This is a genomic window from Aliikangiella aequoris, from assembly GCF_053709105.1.
The window spans coordinates 3,604,096-3,621,119 of the sequence record NZ_CM132298.1 but is presented as its reverse complement, the minus strand read 5'-3'; the positions used below and the strand labels follow the sequence as shown (position 1 = coordinate 3,621,119).

Annotated in this window: 18 protein-coding genes; 7 read left to right on the top strand and 11 right to left on the bottom strand. The window is 41.0% G+C overall.

All coding sequences use genetic code 11. The annotated features are described in order from the left end of the window. Positions 1–74: 74 nt before the first annotated feature. A complete protein-coding gene (locus ACUR5C_RS15660) occupies positions 75–1,073 on the bottom strand; it encodes a WD40 repeat domain-containing protein (protein WP_454466122.1) in 999 nt (332 codons plus the stop codon). 122 nt (positions 1,074–1,195) lie between these two features. Here ACUR5C_RS15660 and ACUR5C_RS15655 point away from each other — a divergent pair, with 122 nt between their 5' ends. Both ACUR5C_RS15655 and ACUR5C_RS15650 read left to right on the top strand, forming a co-directional pair. Next, positions 1,196–1,963 (top strand): FKBP-type peptidyl-prolyl cis-trans isomerase, encoded by a 768-nt coding sequence (locus tag ACUR5C_RS15655; RefSeq protein WP_454466121.1) that lies wholly within the window; start codon positions 1,196–1,198, stop codon positions 1,961–1,963. Between the two features lie 97 nt (positions 1,964–2,060). Beyond that, positions 2,061–2,381, top strand: a complete 321-nt coding sequence (locus ACUR5C_RS15650) for an Mpo1-like protein (RefSeq protein ID WP_454466120.1) — start codon at positions 2,061–2,063, stop codon at positions 2,379–2,381. A gap of 79 nt (positions 2,382–2,460) precedes the next feature. Here ACUR5C_RS15650 and ACUR5C_RS15645 read toward each other — a convergent pair whose 3' ends face one another. Then, positions 2,461–3,450 carry a DMT family transporter gene (locus ACUR5C_RS15645; RefSeq protein WP_454466119.1) on the bottom strand — a complete coding sequence of 330 codons (990 nt, stop codon included), beginning with the start codon at positions 3,448–3,450 and terminating at the stop codon, positions 2,461–2,463. 321 nt (positions 3,451–3,771) lie between these two features. Between ACUR5C_RS15645 and glnA the strand changes: the two genes are divergently transcribed. From glnA to ACUR5C_RS15625, 4 genes are all read left to right on the top strand, one after another. Continuing rightward, positions 3,772–5,181: a glutamate--ammonia ligase gene (glnA, locus tag ACUR5C_RS15640; protein ID WP_454466118.1), complete on the top strand. Its 1,410-nt coding sequence runs from the start codon at positions 3,772–3,774 to the stop codon at positions 5,179–5,181. A gap of 160 nt (positions 5,182–5,341) precedes the next feature. Next, entirely contained in the window at positions 5,342–5,938 is a 597-nt protein-coding gene (locus tag ACUR5C_RS15635; RefSeq protein WP_454466117.1) for a DUF4124 domain-containing protein, read from the top strand. Between the two features lie 119 nt (positions 5,939–6,057). Then, positions 6,058–6,537, top strand: a complete 480-nt coding sequence (locus ACUR5C_RS15630; RefSeq protein WP_454466116.1) for an RNA polymerase sigma factor — start codon at positions 6,058–6,060, stop codon at positions 6,535–6,537. A gap of 22 nt (positions 6,538–6,559) precedes the next feature. Next, the gene (locus tag ACUR5C_RS15625) at positions 6,560–7,321 is read left to right on the top strand and encodes a hypothetical protein (RefSeq protein WP_454466115.1); all 762 of its coding nucleotides are present in this window, start codon (positions 6,560–6,562) and stop codon (positions 7,319–7,321) included. Between the two features lie 140 nt (positions 7,322–7,461). Here ACUR5C_RS15625 and accC read toward each other — a convergent pair whose 3' ends face one another. The 7 genes from accC to ACUR5C_RS15590 all read right to left on the bottom strand — a co-directional run bounded on the left by accC (position 7,462) and on the right by ACUR5C_RS15590 (position 13,489). After that, positions 7,462–8,820 (bottom strand): acetyl-CoA carboxylase biotin carboxylase subunit, encoded by a 1,359-nt coding sequence (accC, locus tag ACUR5C_RS15620; protein ID WP_454466114.1) that lies wholly within the window; start codon positions 8,818–8,820, stop codon positions 7,462–7,464. Positions 8,821–8,895: 75 nt separating this feature from the next. Beyond that, the gene (gene accB / locus ACUR5C_RS15615) at positions 8,896–9,348 is read right to left on the bottom strand and encodes an acetyl-CoA carboxylase biotin carboxyl carrier protein (RefSeq protein WP_454466113.1); all 453 of its coding nucleotides are present in this window, start codon (positions 9,346–9,348) and stop codon (positions 8,896–8,898) included. Positions 9,349–9,399: 51 nt separating this feature from the next. After that, positions 9,400–9,837 carry a type II 3-dehydroquinate dehydratase gene (gene aroQ / locus ACUR5C_RS15610; protein WP_454466112.1) on the bottom strand — a complete coding sequence of 146 codons (438 nt, stop codon included), beginning with the start codon at positions 9,835–9,837 and terminating at the stop codon, positions 9,400–9,402. A gap of 220 nt (positions 9,838–10,057) precedes the next feature. Continuing rightward, positions 10,058–11,116, bottom strand: coding sequence for an SO_0444 family Cu/Zn efflux transporter (locus ACUR5C_RS15605; RefSeq protein ID WP_454466111.1), 1,059 nt, complete (start codon positions 11,114–11,116; stop codon positions 10,058–10,060). Between the two features lie 17 nt (positions 11,117–11,133). Next, the gene (gene zntR / locus ACUR5C_RS15600; RefSeq protein WP_454466110.1) at positions 11,134–11,562 is read right to left on the bottom strand and encodes a Zn(2+)-responsive transcriptional regulator; all 429 of its coding nucleotides are present in this window, start codon (positions 11,560–11,562) and stop codon (positions 11,134–11,136) included. Between the two features lie 34 nt (positions 11,563–11,596). Continuing rightward, positions 11,597–12,163, bottom strand: coding sequence for a DUF2390 domain-containing protein (locus ACUR5C_RS15595; RefSeq protein ID WP_454466109.1), 567 nt, complete (start codon positions 12,161–12,163; stop codon positions 11,597–11,599). Positions 12,164–12,181: 18 nt separating this feature from the next. Next, on the bottom strand, positions 12,182–13,489 hold the full coding sequence (locus ACUR5C_RS15590) for an amidohydrolase (protein ID WP_454466108.1): 1,308 nt from the start codon (positions 13,487–13,489) through the stop codon (positions 12,182–12,184). A gap of 72 nt (positions 13,490–13,561) precedes the next feature. On the opposite strand from ACUR5C_RS15590, the gene ACUR5C_RS15585 reads away from it, so the two are divergent. After that, positions 13,562–14,137, top strand: coding sequence for a GNAT family N-acetyltransferase (locus tag ACUR5C_RS15585; protein ID WP_454466107.1), 576 nt, complete (start codon positions 13,562–13,564; stop codon positions 14,135–14,137). A gap of 45 nt (positions 14,138–14,182) precedes the next feature. Here ACUR5C_RS15585 and ACUR5C_RS15580 read toward each other — a convergent pair whose 3' ends face one another. Together ACUR5C_RS15580 and ACUR5C_RS15575 are read right to left on the bottom strand one after the other, a co-directional pair. Then, positions 14,183–15,379: a hypothetical protein gene (locus tag ACUR5C_RS15580; protein WP_454466106.1), complete on the bottom strand. Its 1,197-nt coding sequence runs from the start codon at positions 15,377–15,379 to the stop codon at positions 14,183–14,185. Then, entirely contained in the window at positions 15,379–16,986 is a 1,608-nt protein-coding gene (locus ACUR5C_RS15575; protein ID WP_454466105.1) for a GGDEF domain-containing protein, read from the bottom strand. The genes ACUR5C_RS15580 and ACUR5C_RS15575 overlap by 1 nt, the downstream gene beginning before the upstream one ends. Positions 16,987–17,024: the final 38 nt, after the last annotated feature.

Genomic DNA, 17,024 nt, shown 5'->3' with positions numbered 1-17,024 from the left:
GAGGCAGATCAGGCGTCTTAGCCCGAAACCAAAGCATACCAGAGTGATCGAAGGGTTCAAGTAAAAATTACGACTTATTGAGTGCGATTAGGTATTGCCCAAGACTCACCAAAACCAGCTGAACTTTCACTGTAAAGAATTTGGTCGTTAGGGGTAAACGCTAAGTCGTAGATTATTGCGCCCACTGGTTTACTCACATCGCGGGTGGTTGCTCGCCACTGTTTAAGGCGTTCTCCAGTTTCAATCTGCCAAAGATTAATTTTTCGGCTTGGGGCCCCTGTCGCGACATATTGTTGATTATGCGAAAAACGTGCAGCGGTTATTACGTATTCGCGTGGCTTGAGTTTAAGCTGACTAAGCAAAGCCCCAGTGCTTAAATCCCAAATAAATGCGTTTGCTTTCGTTCCAGCAGTAAAAGCTTTACTGCCATCGCTAGACAACTTTAAAGTTGTCACCCGCGAGTCGTGTTCAAATAGCCGTTTTGGCTTGCCTGTTTTAGTATTCCATAAAACCGCACGATAGTCGTTTCCTCCGGTAAATGCCCATAAACCATTTGCTGAGAGGTCAACATCGGCAATTGCTTCGGCGCGATGTCCGGTAAACTCCAGACGGCGGCCAGTGGTCATATCTAGGTGAATCGCTAGGCCGGACTCTAAACCAAGTAAAACATAGCGCCCTAAATTTGAAATCGCGACAGCGCGGATAGCTGCCGGTGCTTTCCAGTAACCATAGCTTTGGCCGCTGGTGGTATTCCAAATAATAAAGGTATCTTCACTGGCGGTGATAGCGCGGAGACCGTCTGGCGATAAATTTACCGCTGTGATTGCTTTTTCTGGGTCATCGTTATGTCGCCATAGAAACTTAAGTTGATTATTGTTTAGGTCCCAATAGGCTGCACCAAAGTTGACGGATGCAATAACCGCATGGGAAGCGTCGTTCGATATTGCAGCATCAAAAATGCCCTGCGCTGCGTGTTGGTGGGCCGCAATTGATTCAGGTTGGGGTTGGCAGGCAGAAAGTATGATTAAACTGCAAACTACTAGTATTTTCTTTAGCTGTACGTAGTGTATCATTTAGCTGCTTTTTCCATGATTTAGTTAAGCGCTTGATGTTATTAGTAGTTAGAGTATAGACTGCGCAATCATTTTGGGAAAATTTCAATAAATAAACTTAATAAAATAAAGAGGCTAGTCTCGTGAAAAGATATTTAACAGCGATGTCAGTCGCGGTTTTACTTACTGCGTGTCAGCAAGGCAGCGATGCAACTGATAGCAAATCTGACCAAAAAACCAGTGATTCAAAACAAGCAACAGTAATAGCTGATAAAGATAAAATGTCTTATGCCATTGGTATGAGCATGGCGTCAAATGTGACTCAGCTTAATAATGACTTTAAATCGGTTGGCATTAACTCAGACGCAGTTAAGCAAGGCTTTTTAGAAACTTTAGCGGGTAACTCGGCCATGACTGAAGAGCAGTTAGGCCAAGAAATGCAAATCTTCCAACAAAAAATGCGGGTAGCTCAGCAAGCAAAGATGCAAGAAATGCAAGCGACTCAAGCTGCTGAAAACCAAGCTTACTTTGCTAAACTAGATGAGTCTGGGGAGTATACTAAAACTGAGTCTGGCTTATACTACAAAGTGCTAACCCCTGCACCAGAAGGCGCAGCAAAACCAGCACCAACTGATATGGTTAAAGTCCATTACGTTGGTACTTTTACTGACGGAAAAGAGTTTGATAGCTCAAAAGAGCCTTTCCAGTTTTCGCTTCAAGGTGGAGTAATTGACGGCTGGCTAGAAGGCGTTAAATTGATGTCTGTGGGTAGTAAGTATCAATTTGTTATACCGCCAGAGCTAGGTTATGGAAGTAATCAGCGTGGCCCTATACCTGGAAACTCAATCTTGTTATTTGACGTTGAGTTGTTAGAAATAGTTAGCAAAGAAGCACCAGAAGAAGCTAAGTAATTCTTCCAAATCCTAAAAACCTCTCTTTATTGAGAGGTTTTTTTTGCCTGTAATTTGGTGTAGTTTTAAATTAGCGGGTTAACAGGAGGACGAAAAGTTGCAAATCTATACCTCGTTTGAAGAGTTTTGGCCTTATTATTTAGCCGAGCACCGTAAAAAGAAAAGTCGCTTGTTGCACTATTTTGGAACGCTTGCATCTTGTGTAATGTTAATCGGGGCAATAATTACTCAGGCTTGGCATTTACTACCTGTGGTTTTGATCGTCGGCTATTTACCTGCTTGGGTTGGCCACTTTTTTATTGAAAAGAATCGTCCGGCGACTTTTAAGCACCCGCTGTGGTCGTTACGTGGTGACTTTAGAATGTTAAAGTTGGCACTTTTGGGGCAGCTTGAACAGCAATTGGCGTCGTTAGATTAAGGTTTATCGCCCTAAGTATTTTGCGTAAAACATAGGGCGACTTATGCGGCTCTCCTATTGGAGCGCGGTGATTATGCAATTATACCTTGGCAGAGGAAGGCTCAATGGTTTCAGTTTGTCTTTTAACCAACTCGTCTACGTAGGCTTCTTTGATTAACGATTGTTCTATAAATACAGTTTTGCGTTTGGGTTTCAGCTGACTATAAATAACGCCGCCAAGTATCAACAATACAGCAAAAGACTGCATATTGTTTAAGCTTTCGTCTAAAAGCAACCAGCCAAAAAACAAAGTGCCTAATGGCAGCAAGTTCATCCAAAGCCCTACTTGGCTTGCGGGCATAGCGCGTAAAGAGGAGTTATATAGAATAAACGCAATAACATTAACTCCCCAAGCTAAAAACAAGATTGAGAAGAGCACCTCTGCAGAAACCTGTTGAGGCAGCCCTTGATTAAATAAAAGCGCAAGAGGCAAGAAAAATAACGTGCCAAAAAACGCTTGCATACTGGTTAAAAACAGCGGCGAGTAGCGCTCGCTTAATTTTCGGGCCAATATGCTGTAACCCGTGGCAAAGCCAATAGCGATAAACTCTAAACCATTGCCTAGTAAGTGGTTACTCCCTTGCTGAGTGCTGTCTCCTGTCACTGATAGCAATATTGCGCCAATCACTGCGAGTAATCCGCCGATGACCATTCGCCGATTGATCACTTCATTTAAAAAATAAAAACCAGCAATAGTGACCATAAAAGGGTGGAGTGCGGTAATCATTCCCGCTTCTGAAGCGCTAGTGTAGGTTAATGCCAAGCCTTCAAACACAAAGTATAAGCATGGTTCACACAAGACAAGGCCAAGTAACAGCCAGCCATCACCAGGCTGAAAGTTATCTTTTTCGTGACGCACTTTAGGCATAAAAAACATTAATACCGCGACCGCCAACAACATTCTTAAAAATACCGTGGGAAAAGGCCCAAGTTCTGAGACTGCAATTTTCATAGCAATAAACGAGGCGGCCCAAATTAAGACTGCCGCAATGACTTGGCTTATAGCGATTGTTTGGCGAGATGCTTGCATTACTCTACCCTGTGCAATTTGTGTACAATAAGCGCTGAAGTCTACTGGTTTAAATAAACTCTACAATCGAAATATTTTACTGCTTCGGATTAGTTTTTTTTATCTGAAATTTAACTTTTCGTGTAGCGCTGCTGTTTGCACCAAAATGGCGCACAAAAAAGATGTATTTGCACCAAAATAATACATTTTATTGGCTGGCAGCGTCTATAATGCAGGGTAACGCACAAAAATAAGCATTTATAAAGTTGGCATTACAATTGCAGTTGCGAACTCAGTTATAATTATTAATGCTTTAAAAAACTACTTTTTGAGGAAAAAACCATGGCTAATAACGACATCATTAAGATGATCGAAGATAACGACATTGCTTTTGTCGATTTACGCTTTACCGATACCAAAGGAAAGGAGCAGCACGTAACGCTACCTTCGCATTGTATCGATGAAGACTTTATGGAAGAAGGTAAAATGTTTGACGGTTCGTCTATTGCTGGTTGGAAAGGCATAAATGAATCAGACATGGTGTTAATGCCAGATGCAGATACTGCAATGATTGACCCGTTTTGTGAAGATGCAACGCTTAATCTACGCTGTGATATTTTAGAGCCTGCAACTATGCAAGGCTATGATCGTGACCCTCGTTCTGTTGCACGACGTGCTGAAGCTTATCTAAAGTCTACTGGTATTGCTGATACTGCTTTCTTTGGTCCTGAGCCTGAGTTCTTCTTGTTTGATGATGTACGTTTTAGTATTGATATGAAAGGTGCAACTTATCAAATAGATTCAAACGAAGCTTCTTGGAACTCAGAGCGTCGTTATGAAGGCGGTAATATGGGGCATCGTCCGCGCGTTAAAGGCGGTTATTTCCCTGTTCCTCCAGTTGACTCGTCACAAGATATTCGTTCACAAATGTGTTTAGTGTTAGAAGAGTTAGGTATTCGCACTGAAGCTCACCACCATGAAGTAGCCACGGCTAACCAAAATGAATTAGCGACTCGCTTTAATACTTTGGTTAAGAAAGCTGATGAAACTCAAGTAATGAAATATGTGATTCATAATGTTGCTCATGCTTATGGCAAAACTGCGACCTTTATGCCAAAACCTGTTGTTGGTGACAATGGTAGTGGTATGCACGTTCATCAGTCTTTAGCTAAAGATGGCGTGAATATCTTTGCCGGCAATAAATATGGCGGTTTGTCTGAAGATGCCTTGTTCTATATTGGCGGAATCATTAAACATGCTCGCGCTTTAAATGCGATTACTAATCCTTCTACAAACTCTTATAAGCGATTAGTTCCCGGCTACGAAGCGCCAGTCATGTTAGCCTATTCAGCTAAAAACCGAAGTGCATCAATTCGAATTCCTCATGTACCTAGTGAAAAAGGCCGTCGAATTGAAGTTCGCTTCCCTGACCCAATGGCAAATCCTTATTTAGCTTTTGCAGCAATGATGATGGCGGGTCTTGACGGTATTCAAAACAAAATACATCCTGGCGATGCAATGGATAAAGACTTATATGACCTGCCTGCAGAAGAAGCTGCCGAAATTCCAACTGTGGCGACTTGTTTAGAGTCTGCTCTTGATGCACTTGATAAAGATCGTGAGTTCTTAACTCGTGGTGGCGTATTTAGTGATGACTATATTGACTCTTACATTAAACTTAAGCGTGAAGATGTTGCATATTTAAACATGACAACTCACCCAGTTGAGTTTGATATGTACTACAGCCTTTAAGTTTTGGCTAGTTAAACTAAAACCCAGCTTTATCGCTGGGTTTTTTTTGTTTAAAAATAGGCTAAGTACCGCTGGTTAAATCATTAGAATAATTTTGTATTTTTTAGCGATTAACGTACACTGAGAGAAATAGACTACCTGAAAATTAAGAGGTTCTAATATGAAACTATTTTTAATGCTGTTGATGAGTGTGTTTGTCTGCGTGACCGGCATTGCTGCAGAGGAGAAAAAGAAGTTTTATAAATGGGTCGATAAAAACGGTAATGTTCATTACTCAGATCAACCTCAAAATGGTGCTAAAGAAATAAAAATTGAAAAAGTACCCACGGTGAAAATTAAAAGTAGCGGAAACCCCCTTGCTGCTATGCCGACTGACGAGCCTGCTTCAAATGCAACTAGTGGCGGTGCTGCAAGCAGTGCTATTCCTTATGACGAATATACTTTGTTAGAGCCAGAAAACAATGCAGTAATCAGAAATAATGCTGGAGCAATAACCTTAACCGCAAACTTAGAGCCGAGTTTACAAAGTGGGCATCAAATTCAGTTTATTTTAGACGGCTCGCCTGCTGGTGAAGCGACTAGCGCCATGAGCTTAACATTAGAGAACATTGGTTATGGCGAGCATTTAGTCGGTTTTGTTGTGTTAGATGAAAACCAAAAGCAAGTAGTTTCAAGTAAAATGAACCAGTTCACTTTGCTTAACTTTATTAACCCAAAAATAAAGGCTCAGCAAAAGCTGAATATTAATAATAACTAGGCTAATCTAGTCAAAAAACTGCTAAGGTGTCTATTGCAACTTAGCAGGGTCTTTAATTAAATTATTATTTTTGTAACTTTCTCCTTCCTAATCCATATTATGTCTAAACGATACTGTTTATGACTGACTTTGAACAACTATATAGCCGTTATGCGGACGATATTTTTCGATTTGCCTTGTTTTTGAGCGGTAGAACCAGTGACGCAGAAGATATTACTGCGGAAACTTTTATACGTGCAATGACCGGCAAGGCGCCGCTGAAAAGCAATACGGTAAAAGGCTACCTATTAACAATAGCTAGAAACTTGTATTTAGAGCAATTGCGTCAACAAAAGCGTCTAACTGCGTTACCACAAGCAGAAGGCTCACAGTCGAGTAACGGTGAAAGCTTGTTCGAACAACGCCAAGAAATAAAAAATTTATATTTGTTTTTGCAGAGTGTCTCGGAAACCGAGCGTAGTGCTTTATTGTTGAGGATTGATGGATTGGCTTACGCCGAAATATCTCAAATACTTAGAATATCAATTGCTAGTGCCAAAGTTAGTGTTCACAGAGTGCGTTTAAAGTTGGCTCGTTGGAGAGCAAACCAATGCGACTAGTGATTATTCGATGGAGAATAAGATGACAGAAGTTTCGCGAAATATTGTGCTCGATTTATTGCCGGTTTATTTAGCTGGCGAAGCAAGTACAGAAACCCAAGATTTAATTAATGCCTTTGCACGGTCAGATGCAGAAATTGCTCGCTTAATTGAGTCTGATTCAGAGCTTTTTTTAACTAAGTCAATTAATTTGCCTTGTTCGAGTGACCTTTCCATAACAACGTTGCAAAAAATACGTCGTGAATTTAAACGTCGTATGGTGTTAGTGGCAGTATTTACCCTCTTGGTATTAATGCTGCCTCTAATCGCAATGCAATTTACCAATGAGGTTAATTGGAGTGCAGCAGACTTTCTTGTTATGGGAGGTTTGTTAATGTTGGCAGGGTTAAGTTATGTTTTTCTTTTAAGCTTTGCGCAGCATTGGAGCTACCGTTTAGCTGCAGCATTGTGTGCATTAGCGAGCCTACTTCTTATTTGGGTTAATTTAGCCGTTGGCATTATAGGTGCAGCGAATAACCCACTAAATCTGTTGTTTGCTGGCGTGATATTAGTTGTGCTTGTCAGTGTTTTAAATGCAAAACGAAACCATGGAATTTTAGTCAAGGGAATGTATACCGCTGCAACACTTCAAATGATTATTCCGATACTTGTTTTGACTTTGGGTGACGAGCAGTTAGTGCTAGACCAGCAAGGTTTCACTTCGATGATGGTTTGTGGGATTTTAGCCGCAATGTTTGTAGTTTCTGGGGTTTTGTTTGACCGAAATAAACAAGCTTGTTCATAAGTGCTAAGTATCGTTTTGTTAGCGGTGTCGCAATATAAAATGTTATAACAGGATAAAATAGTTGGCAGAGTTGTTTATCAATTTCAATTCTGATTTCAATCCCTTGAGTTGCCCGCTACCCAAAAGTAGCGGGCATTTTTTTAGTCTTTTTTAAGACTTTCACTTTCTAACTTGTGTTCCAAGTAGTGAATGTTAGTTCCACCTTGTTGGAATTTTGGATCGGCCATTATGCGACGCTGTAGCTCAATATTGGTTTTAATTCCGTCAATAATAACTTCATCAAGTGCCATTTGCATTCTTGCCATGGCGACTTCACGAGTTTCACCATAAGTAATCAGTTTACCTATCATTGAATCGTAAAATGGCGGCACTTTATAGCCAGAATAAATGTGAGAATCCCATCTTACTCCTGGTCCACCGGGCGCGTGGTAGCGAGTAATTGTACCTGGAGATGGCATAAAAGTTTCAGGATCTTCTGCGTTTATTCGACACTCTATAGAGTGTCCGCGTAGCTTTATATCTTCTTGTTTAAAAGATAATGGCTGTCCTTCTGCGACTCTTAATTGTTCCTTAATAATATCAACGCCACTAACCATTTCAGACACAGGGTGTTCAACCTGTACGCGAGTATTCATTTCAATAAAGTAAAACTCACCTTTCTCATATAAAAACTCGAAAGTTCCTGCTCCACGATAGCCAATTTCTTTACAAGCCTGAACACATCTTTCGCCTATAAAGCGTCGCTTTTCTTCGGTAATTCCTGGTGCTGGGGCTTCTTCTACTACTTTTTGGTGGCGACGTTGCATTGAGCAGTCACGTTCACCTAAGTAAATGGCGTTGCCGTGATTATCAGCCATAATTTGAATTTCGACGTGGCGTGGTGTTTCTAAAAACTTTTCCATATACACCATGTCATTATTGAAAGCCGCTTTAGCTTCGGCTTTAGTCATAGCTATCGACTTTAATAAGTCTTCTTCTTTATGCACCACCCGCATGCCTCGACCACCGCCGCCGCCAGACGCTTTGATAATAACTGGGTAAGCGATACGTTTCGCCATAGCTAGGCATTCTTTGTCGTTGTCTCCTAGTGGTCCATCGGAACCTGGTACACAAGGAACACCGGCGCGTTTCATTGCAGCAATCGCAGAAACTTTGTCACCCATAAGTCTTATGCTTTCTGAGTGAGGTCCAATGAAAGTAAAGCCACTTCGCTCTACTTGCTCTGCAAAGTCAGCATTTTCGGCTAAAAATCCGTAACCGGGGTGAATTGCTACGGCATCAGTCACTTCAGCGGCAGCAATAATCGCCGGAATATTTAAATAGCTTTCCATTGGAGATGCAGGGCCTATGCAAACAGACTCATCGGCCAACTTAACGTGCATTAAATTTTCGTCGGCAGTGGAATGAACCGCTACCGTTTTAATACCTAACTCGCGGCAAGCTCTTAATATTCTAAGTGCTATTTCACCACGATTGGCAATCACAACTTTATCTAGCATTTTATTTTCCAGAATTCTTTGATTAATTCTTCAGACAGCTTAGCTGCCTAGTTCAATTGAAAATTCAATCAAGTGCTATTCGATAATGAATAGTGGCTCGTCAAACTCAACTGGCTCGCCATCTTCAATTAAAATGGCTTTAATTGTGCCGCTTGCATCGGCCTCTATCTGGTTCATCATCTTCATTGCTTCAACAATACATAAAGTATCGCCAGCTTTTACACTGTCACCAACTTCAACGAAAGACTTAGCACCTGGTGAAGGAGAGCGGTAGAAAGTGCCCACCATAGGTGACTTTACTTGATGACCAGCAGGCTGTGCTGGGGCTGCAGCGGGCGCTTCAGCAGCGGCTACTGGAGCAGCCGCTGGGGCTGGCGCAGGAGCAGCGGCATATTGCATTGGTGCTGCCGCCATTGGTGCTGTAGCGCGACTAATTCTGACTGACTCTTCGCCTTCTTTTATTTCAATTTCGGCAACGCCAGACTCTTCTAACAATTCGATTAATTTTTTTACTTTTCGAATATCCATAATAACTACACCTTTAAAAATACAATTTAAAATTTAGAATGATAAAAACGATTATTGATCTTTTAATTTTTGAATGACCACTTGCGCCGCCATAAAATAACTTTGCTCACCAAATCCTGCGATTACGCCTTGCGCAATATCACTAAAATAAGAGTGATGTCTAAATGCTTCGCGTGCATGTGGGTTTGATAAATGAATTTCTATAAATGGAACTTGTACTGCCAGTAGGGCATCTCTAATTGCGACGCTGGTATGAGTAAAGGCTGCCGGATTGATGATGATATAGTTAACATCTTGGCTCGAAGCTTGAACTTTATCGACAATTTCATGCTCTGCATTGGACTGAAAAAAATCACACTGCATACCCTCAGCTTGAAACTGCTGAGTCATTTTAGACTGTATGTCGGCTAACCCAGATGAGCCGTAAATTGTTGGTTCGCGTGAACCTAACAAATTTAAGTTGGGCCCATTGATCACAAGAACTTTCATTTTTTTCCGCTTTGCGACACTGATTTAGAGTTTTATGACGCAAAAATACGCCAATTTCTTAAAACATGCAAGAAAAGTTCTATAAAGAATTACTTTTTTGAGATACAAGTCGATCTGGTTGTTTTTTAGGCAAGATTCGCGCCTATTTTTCAAATGTTGAATTTTAGGCGCATTTTTTAGGATTTTAGCGTAATTTGGCTGTATTAAATTAGTTAAGTTTTTATCCGCAGCAAGAAGATTTAGGCTTTGGTGATAATTTAGCTTTGATCTGTTTGTACCAGTTGCGAGCCATTAATCCAGCTAATAAGAGTGCAAGTATGATTGAAAGAGTTGATTCATGCATTTGGTGATGTTGCGCGGCAAGCTGATGATAGGTTAATTGAAATTGTTGAATAAGCCAGTCACTTAAATAGCCTAAGCTTATACTTGCCGACAAAATACTAAAAAGATACACCGCAAGTGTCTTATTCCCCATTTCTTGTCTTATCATTCCCATGGTGGAAAGGTTTGTAGCGGGTCCTGCGAGTAAAAATACTAACACCGCTCCGGGCGATACCCCAACCGCTAGAAAGCCCGCAGCAATGGGAGTAGAAGCGGTCGCGCAGATGTACATAGGGATTCCGATTAACGCCATTACGAGCATAGCAATAAAGCCACTTCCCCACTGAGTTAAAAAGTCTGTAGGAACCCAAGTTTTTATTGCGGCGGCGAGCAATAAGCCTAATATTAACCAAAAAGTAATGTCTTCTAATAGCTTGCCGCTTGCAAACTCAATTGAGTTAGTAATTTTTTTGCTTAGCGGTAAGCGAGCTGCGCGAGGTTCATCGTTGTCGCAACAAGATTGCTCGGATTGTGAGTTGTTGCTACTGCTATTCTCTTCTTTGACAAATAATTTCACTAAAATGCCGGTATAAATTGCGCTAAAAATAGCGGCAATTGGGCGCATAATCGCGAAAAATGGTCCTAAAAGAGCATAAGATACTGAAACCGAGTCAACGCCGGTTTCTGGTGTAGCAACTAAAAATGATACGGTTGCCGGTTTAGAAGCGCCTGAGCGCCTTAGTCCAATCGCAGCCGGAATGACCCCGCAAGAGCATAACGGTAAGGGAGCACCTATAATAGCCGCTTTAATAATGGCACTTAATGAGCGGTTGCCTAGCTGTTGTTTTAATAAGCTCATAGGAACTATCCACTGCATAAAACCTGCAATCAATAAACCTAAAATTAGCCAGGGAGCAGACTCAATAAACAATTCGGTAAAATGTTTGATAAATTCCATTGGATTAAATACCTAGTCTAATGTTGAAAAAACTCTGGATCGTCTAGCGAGCTTAAAATGGTGCAGTTTTGGGCGCTTTCTGGGCCGCCACAACAAGCCTTATGGAGACTCAATAACGCCATTTTCATTTTTTCCAAATCATTTATTTTTTGTTCTAACTCACCAATTTTGTCACGCGTGTAGCTCTGTACTTCAGCGCAAGTATGAGTATCTTTGTTAGCCCTTAAACTCAGTAAATGTTTAATTTCTTTTAACGAAAAACCGATTTTTTTGGCATGTAAAATGAAAAAAAGGCGCTGTTTGTCTGCTGCGGTATATTGCCGATAACCATTGCTATCACGCTTAGACGGAACTAATAGCTGATTAGCTTCATAAAAGCGCAAAGTTTCAATGCTAACCTGAGCAAGTTTTGCCAGTTGGCCAATTTTTAAATGATTTGTTTGCATAACCAGAGTATAAACCCTAAAGCTTACTTTAGGGTCAATAGTTAGATGATTCTTTTTTTACTGTGGTTGGATAGAATTTATCCGACCACAATAAAATTAACTGATTAAACTCTGCTATGTGACTATTTTGTTGCGTTAAATTAGCTAAATTTTGGCTAGCAAAGCGGTTAAATACGTCGCTAGAGTTAGCTTTAAAGTTGGTTGTTGAGGTTTTTTGGCGTGCACGGTATGCCTTAACTAACTGCTTTTGATGACGTTGTTCTAATCTTAACTCTTTGTGTAACAGCCATTGTCTTATAGAAGCTTTAAGTCGCGATGAATGGTTTTGCTTTAGCCAATCAATGTTGCGCCATTGGCGTATTTTGTGAATTTTGCGCTTTATTGGCCGCGACTCTCGGCAAATCAAAGTGAGCTCGGCGCAAGAGGCTGGTTGCTTTATAAATTGAGCTAGCCAAATAGTAAATAGTAGCTCGTTAACATTTAGACCGGCTTGGTTTTGTAGGTTAAGTAACAAGTCTTTCGCCCGCTTATTCGAATAAAACCAGCAGGATTGACGCCAAAAGCACTCAGCGGTAATTGCGATTTCGTTGGCGTTACTCATTAGACTTGGCTTACCTATTTATTGTTCTAAGTAGTCAATGGCCATATTGGCTAGTACTTCTACACCTAACTTTAAGCCAGACTCATCGATATAAAAGTCTGGGGTATGGTGCGCAGCGGCTTTTTCAGCGGGTACGTCTAAAGGCTTGCCGCCTAAGAAGAAGAAAAATCCTGGTACTTCTTGGGCAAAAAATGAAAAATCTTCGGCACCAGTAATCGCATCAATTAAAATCACTTTATTTTCGCCTGCGTGACGTTGCAAGCTAGGTAGCATTGCATTGACTAACTTGGGCGTATTATAGGTTATAGGGTAACTTGACGACATAGGTAGATCAATTTCTACACTAGCCCCCATGCTTTCGGCAATTCCGTTTGCAATTTTGTGGACTTTTTGGTGAATTTCTTGACGCATATTTTCATCTAAAGCGCGAATAGTCCCTAACATTTCAACTTCTTCTGGAATGATATTGGATCTGACTCCACCGTGAATACTTCCAATCGTTACCACGGCAGCATTTTTAGTCAGCTTAACTTGGCGAGACACGATAGTTTGGAGCGCGTTAACTATTTGACTAGAAACTACAATCGGATCGACTCCATCCCAAGGCGCTGAACCATGGGTTTGCTTACCTTTTACTTTTATTCGAAAGTCATCAACACTCGCAAGAATTCCACCTGGGCGATAACCGATAACACCGACTGGAGTTTGTGATGAAATATGTAATCCAAATATTGCATCGACAGTTGGTGACTTTAATGCGCCTTGCTTTACCATTAGTTCTGCACCACCTTCTTCGCCTTCTGGGACACCTTCTTCTGCAGGCTGAAAAATAAATTTAACGCTACCAGCGAGCTGATCTTTATGTTTGGCTAAGACTTCTGCTACGCCCATTAAAATAGCAACATGGGTGTCATGTCCGCAGGCGTGCATTACCCCTACTTGTTGGCCGTTGTACTGGGTTGTTTGTTTAGAAGCAAATGCTAAATCGACTCTTTCAGTTACCGGTAGTGCATCCATATCTGCTCTTAATGCAACGACTTTTCCAGGAAGCTTACCCTTTAATAGTCCGATAACTCCGGTGTGAGCAACGCCCGTTTGTACTTCAATGCCGAGCGACTTTAAGTGGTCAGCAACCATGGCTGCGGTTTTAAATTCTCGATTAGAAAGTTCGGGGTATTGATGAATATGACGCCGCCACTGAATCACTTTTTTCTCTACTTGCTGAATCGAGAGAGCTAGACTTTTGGCTTCGTCTGCGGTTGTCGTAAAGTTAACTGTAACCGCGAAAAATATAATTAATAAAACTTGAAGGCAGAGACGTCGCATAAAACTATTTTCCATTTAATTGTATTTATGTCAGCATACTGCTTTCAATGGTGAGTCTCAAGTATTTGATTTATGTCTAATTCTATTCAGTTGCCGGTAATACTGACACACTCAAAGCGTTTAATTTTGCGCCAAATGTTAGAGCCAGATTGTGCCCGCGTTCAAGCTTATCGCGCCAATCCAAAAGTAGCGAGATATCAAGGGTGGACACCCCAAACAGTGGATGAAGTTGTCCAACACGCGCAGGCTATGCAAAAGCGGCAAACTTTGACTCAGGGTTTTTGCTACCAAATTGTCTTAGAGCAAAGAGAAGCCCCCGGTCAGTTAGTGGGTGATATGGCGTTTACTTTAGATACCGATACAGGCAAAACGGTTGAATTAGGCATTGCAATTGATTGTGACTTTCAAAAACAAGGGTTTGCCCTTGAAGCCATGCGAGCACTGATTAGTTATTTATTTAATGAATTAAACATGCACCGAATTCACGTGTGTATCGACCCTAACAATCAACCATCGATTCAATTGTGTCAACGTGCCGGGCTGCGCTTGGAAGGGCATTTAAAGCAGAGCAGTTGGTTTAAAGGTGAGTGGGTAGACGATCTGTTAATGGGCATATTGCAATCAGAATGGAAAGCAGACATCTTGTAATCAAACAACTTTTATTCAGATGGTTTGGGTGCTGTTATAAGTCAGCTACAAATTTAACTCTATCGCAAAAACATTGTACTTCTCAGGATTAATGTTTTGTTGTGCTTGTTGGGTTGGTGATGATGATTTTGCGGTTATTGTAAGAGGAAAAATTGGCGGTGCAAGTGCCAGTTTCTTTTCAAAAAGATTAAGCAGCTGTTGGCGCTGCTTTTTGTCTAACTCGCCTAGCTGTTCAAGAATGCAAACAATGAAACTGACTTGAAACCAATGCCAGCGCTTTTGTGATTCGCAAACGCTGCTTAAGTTGAGTGTTGAATCGAATTCGCTATGCAGGGAGCTTGCAAGCCAGTAGTTAACCGACGTTATCGAATCTTTCGATTGTTTGATACATAGTGCACGGCATAATCCATAGCTAATTTCTAAGCCTTGAATTAAATTGAGGCGGTGCTTAGTTAAATTAATTAACTCAGTTTCATTCACTAGGCTAGCCGCCAATTTATCTAGTTGATCAACCGGGATAGACTTTTTATCGTTTTGATAAAGCTCACACAGACTTGCGAGTATCTTGGCATTTTGCACAAGCTGTTCTGAAGTTGTGCATAATGGAGATAAATTGGGTTTAAAAACGGCCGGATTAATTTCCAGGCGCAAGGCTTGCAGAGCGAGCTCTAATTCAACTTGAGCTTGTTTAAAGTGCATATTAATTGCTTCCGCTGCATGCTCAAGACTTTTTGAAAAGCTAATAGGAAAACAATCTAATTGAGTTTGTTTTGGCAGTTGAATGAGTTCAGATAAAAGTCGCTGCTGCTGCGGGGTTATCAGGTTTTTATATTGGCTTGAGCTGCAAAAGAAAGGCACACTTTGGGAACTGAATCCGCGATTTAACTCGAATAAGCTCGTATCTGGGTTAAACAATGAACGCCATAAGCTCTGCAAAATTGGGTTTACATAATAAGCGGCTCGCCCGCTAAAAGTAACCTGGGCAGAACAGCTTAAATACTCCGCAAAAAGTGTATTTTGTAAAGCATCAAAATAAAAATAGTCTTGCTCGGTAAGATACAATCCACCGTGGAGCTCATCTAACATTGAGGCATTAATACTGTTATCAACATCTAGGCGAATTTGCTCAAGTAGGTGAGTTGAGTCTAGTGGTGATAGTTTCGCCTGTTCAGTCAGTAGTTGCTTAAACTCAAATAAATCTGCCGGACTACAAGGCGCTTGGCTAACCCAACATTTTGTCATTAATTGTTTTCTTCGGTAGCCGCTCGCTGGCAGCATACTTGATTGCGACCTTTTTGCTTAGCGCGATATAAAGCTTGATCGGCGCGCGCAAAAACAGCTTTAGGTGTATCACTATTTTCAAATTCGGCTATACCAAATGACATTGCCGTTGAAAAGGTTTCGCCGTTGGCTTCGAACTCCAATGCTTTAATGCCAAGACGCAGTTTGTTCATGGCCTTTGTGGCATGTACTAGGGATGTTTCGGGTAATAAAATAATAAATTCTTCGCCGCCGTAACGGGCTATAAAGTCTGACTCTCGTAATTCTTTTTGAATAAACAGTGCCACGGTTTTTAATACTTGATCGCCTGCTTGGTGCCCATAAGTATCGTTCGTTTGCTTAAACAGATCGATATCTGCCATGACCATACTGAGTGGGTTTCGGTAACGACGCCAGCGATTGTACTCTTGAGTTAAGCGGTCGTTATACATGTAGCGATTAGGAAGCTGAGTTAATTGATCGGTTTGCGCTCTTAGGCGTTGTTCAGCAAACTCATCTTTTAAGCGTGATGACTCATCTTTGGTCGCTTTGAGTTGTTCTTGTAGGCTTTCGATATCACTATTGAGTTTTTCTTGATTGCTTAACTGAGCTTGGTAAAAATGATTAACTTGCATAATAGTCGCGTCGAGCTTACTGTAAAGGTGCTCTCTAAACTGCCCTATATCAGTTGACTCTTCTGCGTGCTTGCGAATGTCCTGGACATTACTTGCAAGGGTTGAGTTAAGCATTTGACTATCTTGACTCACTTGATTGCCATAATTAATGGTATTAAAAATAAAGCCATTGACCTGATCTATTCGTTTATCTAATGACTTTAAAAAGCGTTCTAGCTGTTGGTGTTCATGATTAGCAATATTAATAAATGCGCTTGTAAGCAGTTCTAATATTTCCGCTAGCTCACTCACCGAGTCAAGGGCACTTATTTTTTCTTGTAATAAGTCAGCTACTTCACGGTAATGCTCGACCGATGAGAGCTGCTCAATCAGCTGTTTTAGTGACGCTATTAAGGTCTCAGGAATTTCTTGTTGTTCAGGCGCAGGCGCCGCATTGATATTGGCTGAGTGCTGAGAATTTTGCGACGATTCTTTCTTGCCAAATAAGGCTTTCCAAAATGAGGTTTTAGCTGGTTTATCGGGTTGTACTTGCGCACTTGATGGTAGGCTTTGGAAATACTCTTGAATAATTTTAACCACTTGTTGAGTGATGTTTATGGCTTCTTCTGAATGCAAAGTAATTGGTGCGCTTGATAAAGCTTGTTTGAATTGGTCTGGTAATTGATGTTTAGCGATAACTTCCGCAATGCTTTGTGATTCTTGTTTGACTTCGATGTTACCTGAGCTAAGGTTTTGGGAAGGCGATTCTTCTATTTCTAAAAGCAATTTGCTAATGGCGTCTATGTGCTGTTTAACTTGGGTAACTGGCTTATTTGATTTGACAGATTTGCGTAAGGCTTTTAGTTCATCATCTAAGTTATTAGTAAGTCCCATACCAATAAAACTTAATCGCGATAGACTACGCATTAGTTCTTTTTTGTCACTTGTTAAAAGTTTTAATTGTTCATTTGACATCGTTTAGTAAAACCCTTGTACCCAAAAATTTTTAGTAC